The 11003-nt window shown below is 65.4% G+C and carries 11 protein-coding genes and 1 pseudogene; 4 read left to right on the top strand and 8 right to left on the bottom strand.

Annotated elements, in window-relative coordinates; all coding sequences use genetic code 11:
* Positions 1-108 precede the first annotated feature (108 nt).
* The 3 genes from LB526_RS02265 to LB526_RS02255 are packed head-to-tail and all read right to left on the bottom strand — an operon-like array spanning position 109 to position 2111.
* Complete coding sequence (locus tag LB526_RS02265; RefSeq protein WP_224625915.1) at positions 109-924, bottom strand: SH3 domain-containing protein; 816 nt, start codon at positions 922-924, stop codon at positions 109-111.
* Positions 908-1717: a metallophosphoesterase family protein gene (locus LB526_RS02260; RefSeq protein ID WP_224604686.1), complete on the bottom strand. Its 810-nt coding sequence runs from the start codon at positions 1715-1717 to the stop codon at positions 908-910. The genes LB526_RS02265 and LB526_RS02260 overlap by 17 nt, the downstream gene beginning before the upstream one ends.
* A 37-nt stretch (positions 1718-1754) precedes the next feature.
* Entirely contained in the window at positions 1755-2111 is a 357-nt protein-coding gene (locus LB526_RS02255; protein ID WP_140838528.1) for an ArsR/SmtB family transcription factor, read from the bottom strand.
* Between the two features lie 192 nt (positions 2112-2303).
* Here LB526_RS02255 and LB526_RS02250 point away from each other — a divergent pair, with 192 nt between their 5' ends.
* Positions 2304-3482, top strand: coding sequence for an MFS transporter (locus LB526_RS02250; protein WP_224625914.1), 1179 nt, complete (start codon positions 2304-2306; stop codon positions 3480-3482).
* 363 nt (positions 3483-3845) lie between these two features.
* Here LB526_RS02250 and LB526_RS02245 read toward each other — a convergent pair whose 3' ends face one another.
* Positions 3846-4445, bottom strand: a complete 600-nt coding sequence (locus LB526_RS02245; protein ID WP_224625913.1) for a LysE family translocator — start codon at positions 4443-4445, stop codon at positions 3846-3848.
* Between the two features lie 100 nt (positions 4446-4545).
* On the opposite strand from LB526_RS02245, the pseudogene LB526_RS02240 reads away from it, so the two are divergent.
* Positions 4546-5401 (top strand): annotated as a pseudogene (locus LB526_RS02240) (LysR family transcriptional regulator).
* 7 nt (positions 5402-5408) lie between these two features.
* Here LB526_RS02240 and LB526_RS02235 read toward each other — a convergent pair.
* The 4 genes from LB526_RS02235 to LB526_RS02220 all read right to left on the bottom strand — a co-directional run bounded on the left by LB526_RS02235 (position 5409) and on the right by LB526_RS02220 (position 9178).
* Positions 5409-6056: a glutathione S-transferase family protein gene (locus tag LB526_RS02235; RefSeq protein ID WP_095766611.1), complete on the bottom strand. Its 648-nt coding sequence runs from the start codon at positions 6054-6056 to the stop codon at positions 5409-5411.
* A gap of 80 nt (positions 6057-6136) precedes the next feature.
* Positions 6137-6787 (bottom strand): dihydrofolate reductase family protein, encoded by a 651-nt coding sequence (locus LB526_RS02230; protein WP_140838518.1) that lies wholly within the window; start codon positions 6785-6787, stop codon positions 6137-6139.
* 153 nt (positions 6788-6940) lie between these two features.
* Positions 6941-7741, bottom strand: a complete 801-nt coding sequence (locus LB526_RS02225; RefSeq protein WP_411966984.1) for a protein-L-isoaspartate O-methyltransferase family protein — start codon at positions 7739-7741, stop codon at positions 6941-6943.
* A gap of 78 nt (positions 7742-7819) precedes the next feature.
* A complete protein-coding gene (locus LB526_RS02220) occupies positions 7820-9178 on the bottom strand; it encodes an Nramp family divalent metal transporter (RefSeq protein WP_224625911.1) in 1359 nt (452 codons plus the stop codon).
* Between the two features lie 224 nt (positions 9179-9402).
* Between LB526_RS02220 and mntR the strand changes: the two genes are divergently transcribed.
* Together mntR and LB526_RS02210 are read left to right on the top strand one after the other, a co-directional pair.
* Positions 9403-9858 (top strand): manganese-binding transcriptional regulator MntR, encoded by a 456-nt coding sequence (mntR, locus tag LB526_RS02215; protein WP_224625909.1) that lies wholly within the window; start codon positions 9403-9405, stop codon positions 9856-9858.
* Between the two features lie 154 nt (positions 9859-10012).
* A complete protein-coding gene (locus tag LB526_RS02210; protein WP_224625908.1) occupies positions 10013-10933 on the top strand; it encodes a neutral zinc metallopeptidase in 921 nt (306 codons plus the stop codon).
* The last annotated feature ends 70 nt before the right edge of the window (positions 10934-11003 follow it).

Below are 11003 nucleotides of genomic sequence, written 5' to 3'. Positions count from 1 at the left end.
GGTAGGCTGCAGCCGCAGGGAGCATTCCCCAACTGGTTCTGCATGTTGCGAACCTATTCCCCTACTCCCTACTCCCCTACTGCGCTACTGCCCTACTGCCTTACTCCCTTACTCCCCTACTGCCACCTGATCCGTGATCTCGAAGCGCTCGGACACGCCGATGCGGATCATGTTGAGGCTGCCTTCGCGGGTAAAGCGGAATTCGTCGGAGGAGTCGGAGCCGGCGGGCTTGCCGTCGTGGAAATTGATGAGGCGGGTGCCGCCGTCCGGCCAGGTCACGGTCACGACGCTGTCGCCGCCCTCATGCGCGACACTGATTTCGCAGCGGGTCATCGGCTGGCCGACATGGCGGGCGCAGGGGATGCCGCTGGCATCGGGGGCAGGGGCATCGGCCTGAGCGGTTGCCGAGGCCGCGAAGGCGAGGGCGTAGGCATCCCGCATGGCGATTGCGCTGATATCGATTGCCGTTGGCGGAGCGGCCGGCTCGCTGCGGCCCAGGCGCGCCGCAATGTCCGGCTGCGGTTCTTCGGAAGACTCGGGCGCGTTGGCTTCCCGTGGCAGGTTTGCATCCGTTGCCGGCGCGGCGGCATCTTCAGGCGCCGGCGCAGGGTTGTTGGGGCTGAGATAGCGGGCGGGCGCCCAACCGACGATATGCGCGTCCTGCGTATCCTCGACCTTGCACCAGGGATAGCCGTTGACGACGTTGCAGCCGAAATTCTTGACGGCCGTGCCGTTGGGCAGCCGCGCCGCCACCTTTCCACTCGGCGAAGCGGTGACGCGGATGTTGAGGAGATCGTCCGGCGCCAGGCCGCCGATAATCGAAACGATCGGTCCCGGCGCATCCTGGGCCATGGCCGGCAGGGCCGCCGCCAGCAATGGAGCGACGAAGAGCAGCGTGGATGGGAGCCTAACCCTGCGCTTCATGCATAGGCTCCGCTCGATCGGGATATGAACTCCGCTCAATCCTCATAAATCCGGTCCGCAGCGCGTGTGCCCATTCTGGCCGTCCCGCCTGTTCGGCGTGCTTTGCGGCGGCTTCATGGTCGTAGTCCACCGCGATCGCCTCGAAGCGGTCGGCGCGGCCGGGCACGTCCAGTTCGACGATGCCGTAGCGGGCATGCGGCGAGCCTTGCTCGGAGACATGCGCCGGCGGCGTGTCATCGTCATAGGCGGGGCAGCCGACGCTGCCGGGGTTAAAGATGACCGGACCGTCGGGGATGCGGATCAGCTCGTTGCGATGGCTGTGGCCGCACAGCACGAGGCGGCAGGCCGGATCGAGCGGCTTCAGCCGGCGCCTGATCGCGGCGAGCGGCGCGCGCACCAACTGGCCGTCGACAATGGCGTCGGAAAGATATTTTTCGTCATGGTCCGGCCGGGCGTGGAAGGCTATGACGCCGGGCACGATCTCCAATGTGAGCGGTAGGGCGAGCAACGCCGCGCGCTGCGGCGCGGTCAACCGCTCCTGGGCGTAGCGGTCGGACGGCCACATGGCTTCATCGGCCACGTCCTGGGCGACGCGGCGGTCGTGATTGCCGCGCACCGTCGGCAGATTGAGAGCCTGCAGCCGTTCCATCGTCTGGCGCGGCCAGAGCGGGCCAGACACGCAGTCGCCGAGATTGACGATGATGTCGGCGCCGCCTCGCTGGTTCAGATCGTCGAGCACAGCGTCCAAGGCGAGCACGTTGCCGTGGATGTCGGCCACTACGGCGATGCGCATGAGAGCTCCATGACAGGCAATTTCGTCAGCGCCGCAATCAGGCCTCGAGTTCCATCTCGGAGGTGCCGACCGCCGGCAGATCCTTGTCGCCGTCAGCCGCGGCGATCACGCTGTCGAGCAGGCCGGGAAAGCGCTTGTCGAGGTCGTCGCGGCGCAGCGTTATAAGCCGGCTGGTGCCTGCCGCCTCGCTGCGGGTGACGCCTGCCTCGCGCAGCTTGGCGAGGTGGTAGCTGAGATTGGTCTTGGAGGCGAGGTCGAGGAACTTGCTGCAGTTCATCGGCACGCCTTCCTTGCGAGCCAGATAGCGGACAATGGCAAGCCGGGTCGGGTCGCCGAGCACGGCGAGCACGATCGGCAGGCTGATCTGGTCGGCGGTTGGATGGGGCAGGCTCATGGCCCAGAATTAAGCACAAACGGCACGAACTTCAACGCGGCTTCCTTTTCTGCCGACAGACATAGCCTCTTCCTTTCGGCCCGTCCTGACACAGGGCTGTCAGCAGGGTTCAGCTATTTTATCCCGGCTCGGTTGACATCATGCCCCGCTATGTCCAATTGTTCAATAACTTTTGAACTAAGGACAGCTTCCATGGACAAGCGGATCTTCTGGCTTGCGCTCGGATCGTTCGCGATCTCGACCGAAGGCTTCGTCATCTCCAGCCTTCTTCCCGACATCGCCACTGACGCCGGCATATCCGTGCCGCTCGCCGGCTCGCTGATCACCGCCTTCGCGCTCGCCTATGCGTTCGGCGCGCCGGTGCTGGCGACGCTGACCGGCGAATGGGACCGGCGGCGCGTGATCTTGTGGACGCTGGTGTTCTTCGTCCTTGGCAATGTTGCTGCCGCGCTCAGTTCCTCCTTCGAGGTGCTTTTGATCGCCCGCATCGTCATGGCGCTGTCGTCCGGCCTGTTCGCGGCGACCGCGCAAGGCACGGCGGTGGCGCTGGTCGACGACCATCACCGGGCGCGCGCCATCGCCGTCGTCGTCGGCGGCACCACTGTGGCGGTTGCGGTCGGCGCGCCGCTCGGCGCGCTGGTAGCGGCCATTGCCGGCTGGCGCGGCACGTTCTTCGCCATTGCCGGGCTCGGCGCGCTGGCCGGTGCGATCCTGTGGTACCGGTTGCCGCGCGGCATCGTCGGCACCAAGCTGCCGCTGAGGGCGCGGCTGGCGGCGGCAGTGCGGCCCGGCGTGATGCCGATCCTGCTGACCACGGTGCTGGCGCTGATCGGAGCCTTCACGGTCTTTGCCTTCATCGCGCCCTTGGCCATAGAAGGCGGCGGGCTCTCTCCGATCGCGCTGCCGGGCATGCTGCTCGCCTTCGGCGTCGGCGCCGTCATCGGCAACATCGCCGGCGGGCAGGCCGCCGACCGCTTCGGCGCCACCCGAACCGTCGCCTGGTCGCTGGCGCTCTCCGCCGCAATGCTCGCCACCTTCTCGGTGATCCCGACCTTCTTGCCGCATCATATCGCCGGGCCGGCCTTGATGGCCATGATGGTGCCGTGGGGCATCGTCGGCTGGGCCTTCCCGCCGGCGCAGGCGAGCCGCATCATCAAGCTGGCGCCCGACGCTGCGCCGATCGTGCTGTCGCTCAACGCCTCGGCGCTCTATCTGGGCGTCGCGCTGGGCGCGGTGGTCGGCGCCGCGGTGCTGCGCTTCGGCGCTCCGGCCGATCTCGGCCTGATCGCCGCGGTGTTCCCGATCGTCGGGCTGGGCGTCGTGGTTGCCGGCCGGATGTTCGCCCGGCCGGTGGCGATGCCGGCGGAATAAAGCTGCCCATAGAGACTGATTGGCGGTCTGGCGCCAGAGATCGTTTCTTCGGCAAGGCCTGTTTTCCGACAAGTCGGCGGGCGCATGCAGTGTCCAATGTAGCGCTGGTCGACCCCCACTCCGTCTCGGCTGCGCCGAGCCACCTCTCCCCCGATCGACGGGGTAGAGGAAAGGCGCCGAGCTGTTTGCCCTCAACGCTCGTCCAGCAACGCTCCCTTCCTTTCCCTCCGGAGGGGGGAAAGGTGGCGCTGCGAAGCAGCGACGGATTGGGGGAACCAATTGGCAATCGAGCCTCAGGTCGATCAGTCAATCACAGAAGATGTGTGCATAGCGTAGCGACCTTCGTGGGGGCGAGGAACAGCGCTACACCGGCCGCCACATCTGCAGGATCGAGGCGGCCAGCAACAGGCCGAGCACGATATTGAGCGCGCGCCACTGGCGCTCTGTCTTGAGCAGACGGGCAAGCAGGGTTCCCGCCACGCACCATAGCGACAGCGAGAAAGCTGCCGTCAGCCCGAACACTGCGCCCAGCAGCAGCGCGAGCTGCAACGGACCATCCGCCACTGCCGCGAAGGATGCGGCGGCGCCGAGCCCCATGGCCCAGCCTTTCGGATTCATCCACTGGATGCCGGCGCCGCCGAAAAAGCTGTTCGGCCTGGCCATGCTGATGTCGAGGTTGGGCGGGCCGCTGCGGCCGATCTTGATCGCCAGCCAGATCAGATAGAGAGAGCCTGCAATTTTCATGGCAAGCTGCAGGGATGGAATGGCGGCCAGAAGTCCAGCCAGGCCTGCCGCGCCCGCGGCGGCCACGGTAGCCAGCCCCGCGGCGCTGCCGGCCATCAGCGGCACCGAACGGCGAAAGCCGAATTGCGCGCCGGACGCGGTCGACAACGTCGTGGCGATGCCGGGCGTCGAGGTCGAGATCAGCGCGAACAGGACCAGCGGGATGATGGTGTCGGACATGCGGGTCTCCCCAATCGAGGAGCAGACATGCTTAGGCGCTTGGCAGCATCAGTAAATGCAATGTTTGGTATGGTTTGCATTAGCGATTATAATACCTGGCATGATCCGCGATCTCGACACGACTCTTATCCGCACCTTCGTCACCACCGCCGACAAGGCCAGCATGACGGCGGCCGCCAATGCGCTTCACCTGACGCAAGGCGCCGTCAGTCAGCAGATCAAGCGGCTGGAGGAGGTGCTCGGCCAGAGCCTGTTCGAGCGCGACCGCCGCGGCCTGAGGCTGACGCGCTCCGGCGAGCGGCTGCTCCACAAAGCCCGCCGCCTGCTGCAGCTCAACGATGAGATCCTTGCCGAGATCAGGGGAAGGGCGGTTGCCGGGCAGGTGCGGCTCGGCGTGCCTTACGACCTTGTCGGCACGCTGCTCGCGCCCGTGCTGAAGGCCTATGCGGAAGCCTATCCGCAGGTGGAGATCTCGCTGATCTGCGCGTCCTCGCCGGAACTCGCGGCGGCCCTGGCGGCGGGCACCATCGACCTTGCCGTCATCGAGGAGCGTGTCGGCCCGACCCTTGGCGAATGCCTGCTCGTCGACCGGCTGGTCTGGGTCGGCGCCAGAGGCGGGGCGGCGCACCTGAAGCGGCCGCTGCCGGTTTCGATCGTCGCCGACACCTGCGCCTTCCGACCGGCGGTGCTGGCCGCACTTGGTGAACACGGGCACAGTGTTCGAGAACGGCAACATCGATGCCACGACCGCGACGGTGCGCTCGGACCTCGCGGTGACCGCATGGCTTGCCTCGACGGTTCCCGCCGATCTCGACATATTGTCAGACGCCGGCCTTCCGGCGCTGCCGAATTTCTCCGTCAACCTGCATCTGCCGAAACATGCCGCCGCGCCGGCCGCAAAGGCTTTTGCCAGCCATATCCGCGAAGGTCTTTCCCGCTATCGGCAGGCGGCGTGACGCGGCGTCAGCCTTTCGCTGCCATGGCGACCGCCAATTGCGCGTCGAAAGCGCGCTTGAAGGCCGGCCGCGCCTCGCCGCGGGCGACATAGGCGGCAACGTTCGGGAACTCGTTCAGCAGTCCCGATCTCTGCAGCCGGCGCAGCACGCCCACCATGACAAGGTCGCCGGCGCTGAAGGCGCCATCGAGCCAATCACTGTCGCCGAGATGGCGGGCAAGATCGGCCAGCCGCTTGCGGATGCGGTCGTCAACCAAGGGCAGGCGCTGGTCGTGCCACGGTGCGTCGCGCTCCAGAATCACGGCCGTCGCGCGGTCCAGGATCGGCTGCTCGATGGTGCTGAAGGCTGCGAACATCCAGGCGACGGCGCGCGCCCGTGCGTTCGCGTCCTCCGGCAACAGGCCCGCGTGACGCACCGCGATGTGAAGGACGATCGCGCCTGACTCGAACAGGGTGAGATCGCCTTCTTCATAGGTCGGGATACTGCCGAAGGGATTGATCGCAAGGTGCGCGGGTTGCTTCATCGCATCGAACGAAACGAGGCGAATATCATAGGGCTGGCCGACTTCCTCGAGCGCCCAGCGCACGTGCATGTCGCGCGCGAGCCCCCTGCCGCCATCGGGCGATCGTTCAAAGGCGGTGATCGTGGGCATCATTGGCGGCTCCTGACCGTTCAATCGTCGTTCGAAAGAGAGGCAATGCGCGGCGGGTCTGCCCGCCGCGCGACAGCTTTGTGCTACTTCCAATTTTTGCGCCGTTCGAGCTCGGCTTCCGAAGGCTCCTGCTGGGCAAACGAGCCGGTACGGATTTCGCCTCCGCGCTCATAGGTCGCCATGATGACGCCGGTGGTGGAAGCCTGCGATTTGACCAGCTTGAAGGCCGCCGGCATCGCGTCGTCGCCGAACAGCCGCTTGCCCTTGCCCAGCAGCAGCGGGAAGGTCATCAGCCGGATCTCGTCGATCAGCCCGTTGGCGAGCAGGGTCTGGATCAGATTGCCCGATCCCTGGATGAGCAGGTCGGGTCCATCTTCCTGCTTGAGCTCCTTGAGCCTTGCAACGACATCCGGTCCGAGCGACTGCGTGTTCTGCCAGGTCAGCGTATCCGGCCGGTGCGTCGCCACATATTTGACCGCGGGGTTGAAGACAGCCGCGATCGGATCTTTCTGATACGGCCAGTACGCGGCGAAGATATCGTAGGTTCTGCGGCCGAGCAGCAGGTCGAACGGCTTGGAGAACATTTCCTCCATGGCCGCGCCTGCCACCTCGTCAAAATAATGGAAGGTCCAGCCGCCGAATTTGAAGCCGCCGACCGGATCCTCTTCCGGCCCGCCCGGCGCCTGCATGACACCGTCGAGGCTAACGAATGTGGCGGCGATGATCTTGCGCATCTGTCTTCTCCCTTTCACGATCCGCGCCGTCGCGGCCGGATTTCTGCCTAAAGCATTCGACGCAATTCCTGACGGAAAACCGCTTCGCACTTTTCCTGGAATTGCTCCAAGGACGAACGGCAAGGCTGCTCTCCGACACGGCCCCGCGAATTTCTAGCGCGTGTCGTCGACGCGAATGGCGCGTGACGAGAACCAGACCTCGCCGAAGACGGCGGTTGCCGTCCGGTCCGGCGCCTTGTCTTTCCTCAGCCAGATCGAGCGGGTGCGCGCGGCGCGCTCACGTGTCGGTATTTTCGCGCCCGGCTCGGCAACGGAGGCGCCGACGCAAGGGATGAACCAGGAGCCCATGAAGGGCCTGCAAGCAAGGCCGTTTTCCAGGCGGGTTATGAGGACCGCGAGGCCGACCATTTCGGAAGGGCGCCAGGGAAAGACCATGCGGCCGCCGGGTTTCAGCGCTTTCAGCCAGGCGGCGGGCGGCGCGACGACGCCGGCATTGACATAGACGATGTCGGAGGGCGGCAAAGGGTTGGCGACGGCGTCGCCGTGGATCACCTCGATGTTGCGGTACCGGGCGAGGTTCGCCTTGGCGCGCGCGGCAAGATCGGCCTCGATCTCGAAGGCGGTGACGCCGCCGTCCGGCTCGACCAGCCTCGCCAGCAGCGCCGTGTAATAGCCTGTACCGGCGCCGATATGGGTGACGTGCTCGCCAGGCTTCGGCTCGACCTTGCCGAGCCACATCGCGTGCAGCATCGGCTCGCCATTGTTGATGCCCTTGTCGGCATCGAGCACGACGAGGACATTCTGGTAGATGTAACCAGGATCGGCGCTCGGCGTCTGGAACCGGCCTTCGCCGGCAAAGACGGTCCACGGCCCCGCACCCAGGAAGGCCTCGCGCGGCACCGCGGCGAACACCTCCTCGATGCGTGGATCGGCCGACCGGGCGTGCGCAGCCATCAGCCTAGCGTAGAATCTGCGGGCTTCGTCCGGTTTGGCCATGGCGCGAAGATAGCGCGGCCGGCGCGAATGTCGCGGTCAGCCGGCGAAGGTGTCGTAGAGGAGCTTGAAGTTGAGAACGAGGATGACGGCGGCAACCACCCAGGCCAACACCGCAACGCCGCGCGGTATGGCGAAATTGCCCATCTTCTTCTTGTCCGACACGAACTGCACCAGCGGCACCACCGCGAAAGGCAGCTGCATCGACAGGATCACCTGGCTGAACACAAGCAACTCGGCCGTTCCCTTCTCGCCATAGAGTGCCGTGACGACCACCACGGGGACGATGGCAATGCCGCGCGTCACCAGGCGCCGCGCCCATTGCGGGATGCGCAGGCGCAGGAAGCCTTCCATCACGATCTGGCCGGCGAGCGTCGCGGTGACGGTCGAGTTGAGGCCCGAGGCAAGCAGTGCGACGGCAAACAGGATCGAGGCGATGCCCAGGCCGAGCAGCGGCGACAGCAGCTCGAAGGCCTGGCCGATCTCGGCGACGTGGTGATGGCCGGTATCGTGGAAGGCGACCGCCGCGACGATCAGGATCGACGCATTGACGAACAGCGCCAGGATCAGCGCGATGGTCGAATCCGTCGTCGCCCATTTGATGGCGTCGCGCTTGCCGGCATCGGTGCGCTCATAGGCGCGGGTCTGCACGATCGAGGAATGCAGATAGAGATTATGCGGCATGACTGTCGCGCCGATGATGCCGATGGCGATGTAGAGCATCGCCGGATTGGTGACGATCTCCGGCGATGGCACGAACATCGAATGCAGGATCGTGCCGGCCGGCGGCGCGGCGACGAAGATCTGGATGGCAAAGCAGCCGAAGATGATGATCAGCAGCGCGACGACGAAGGCCTCGAGATAGCGGAAGCCCTTGTTCATCAGCAGCAGCACAAGGAAAGCGTCGAGCGCGGTCAGCATGGCGCCGCCGATCAGCGGGATGCCGAACAGAAGCTGCAGCGCGATCGCCGTGCCGATCACCTCGGCGAGGTCGCAGGCGATGATGGCCAGCTCGCAGGCGATCCAGAGCAGCAGATTGACCGGGCGCGGATAATAGGCGCGGCAGGCCTGGGCGAGGTCGCGGCCGGTGGCGATGCCGAGACGCGCGGCAAGCGCCTGCAGCAGGATCGCCATCAGGTTCGACAGCATGATGATGAAAAGCAGCGTATAGCCGAACTGGGCACCACCGGCGAGGTCGGTCGCCCAGTTGCCTGGGTCCATATAGCCGACCGAGACCATGTAGCCCGGCCCCATGAAGGCGAACAGGCGGCGGAACCAGACGCCGGTCCGCGGCACCGCGATCGAGGCGTTCACCTCGCGCAGGCTCGGCTGCTCGTCGTCGGGCCTGTCGAATCGCCATGCGGGTCGGGCTACGGTTGCTGCATCGGCATCGGACATAGAATTTCCGCTGGAACTGTCGAACGTGCCTCTTATCTACGCCATGGCTCAACATTATGCAATATGCTATATTTCATTGATCATGCTTTCGTGATGAGCCGAGACAAGGCTGGCGGCGGGCTGCCGCAAACGCCGGTTGCGCATGAGCGGGAATGCAAATAAACGGCCGGACCATCAGGGGTTCGTGTTATGGATGCGGTCCCCGATTCAAGGAGGAGCGCGGATTGGCGCTGAGGAACAAACCGGTTCGACGCGAAGAGCCGCTTCCCGATGCCGAAATCCATTCGGAGGGTTTTCGGCAGACGCGCGAGGCGCGCCGTAGCGCGCTGGTCGAGGACTATGTCGAGCTGATCGCCGACCTGATCGAGGACGGCAATGAAGCGCGGCAGGTGGATATCGCAGCAAGGCTCGGTGTCGCGCAGCCGACGGTGGCAAAGATGCTGACCAGGCTGTGCGCCGACGGGCTGGTGTCGCGAAAGCCCTATCGGGGCGTGTTCCTGACCGAGGCCGGCCGCAGGGTCGCCGAGCAAAGCCGCATCCGCCACCAGACGGTCGAGGCGTTCCTGCGCTCTCTCGGCGTCAGCGCCGAGACGGCGCGCATCGACGCCGAGGGCATCGAGCACCATGTCAGCGCCGAAACGCTGGAAGCTTTCCGCCGGGCGATGACCTCCGCTCGTTGAGTTCGGGCTCGATACGAGAATAGCGCTGCAGGACGCAAAGTGTCGGTTCCGACCTCGCGAAAAATACTGACTTGACGTATTCGTTGCGATAATTGTCTGCAGGGGGCGGTGGCATGCCGGCCCCTCCAGGACGTTCGTGTCGCGAGGAGTTGCCATGCTTTGGAGAGGCCGTCGTCAGAGCGACAACATCGAAGACGAACGCAGCGACAGCGGCGGCGGGCCTGGCGGCGGATTGGGCGGCGGTGGCCAGTTCCGCATCCCCATCGGCGGCCGTACCGGTGGCGGCGGCAGCATCGTCCTGGTTATCCTTGTCGTGCTTGCAGGATGGTATTTCGGCTTCGATCCATCGCAGATCCTGGGTGACGGCAGCGGGGGCCTGGTGCCGGGAGACGGCGGCCAGATCTCCGACACACAGGACAATGGCAACGCCCCCGCCAATGACGAGATGAAGCAGTTCGTCGCGACCGTGCTTGCCGATACCGAGGACACCTGGACCGGCATTTTCAAGTCCGAAGGGCTGACCTACCAGGATCCCAAGCTGGTGCTGTTCAGTGGCCAGGTCCGTTCGGCCTGCGGCTTCGCCTCTGCGGCGGCCGGGCCGTTCTACTGCCCGGGCGATCGCAAGGTCTATCTCGACATGACCTTCTTCCAGCAGCTCGACCAGCAGTTCGGCGCGTCCGGTGAATTCGCCCGTGCCTATGTGGTGGCGCATGAGGTCGGCCACCATGTGCAGAATCTCACCGGCATCATGGGCAAGTTCAACCAGATGCGGCAAGGCATGAGCGAGGCCGACGCCAACCAGCTGTCGGTGCGCATCGAGCTTCAGGCCGATTGCTTCGCTGGTGTCTGGGCACATTACACGCAGCAGAAGGGCATCCTGGAGCAGGGCGATATAGAAAGCGCGCTGAACGCGGCCAAGCAGATCGGCGACGACACGCTGCAGAAGAAAATGCAGGGCTATGTCGTGCCGGAAAGCTTCAACCACGGCACCTCGCAGCAGCGGCAGACGTGGCTGGCGCGCGGCATCAAGAGCGGCAAGCTGTCCGACTGCAACACGATGGGCGGTCCGATCTGACGCGGCCCTGCCGCTTCTTTGGCGGCGAGGACCGGCGATCAACGCGGCTGGCAAGTGATGTCAGGATGAG

Origin of the sequence: Mesorhizobium sp. CA6 (assembly GCF_020165035.1) — a bacterium.
In the GTDB taxonomy this organism is placed as follows: Bacteria; Pseudomonadota; Alphaproteobacteria; order Rhizobiales; family Rhizobiaceae; genus Mesorhizobium.
Note: the sequence above shows the minus strand (reverse complement) of the source record. Positions and strands in the feature narration are given on the sequence as shown.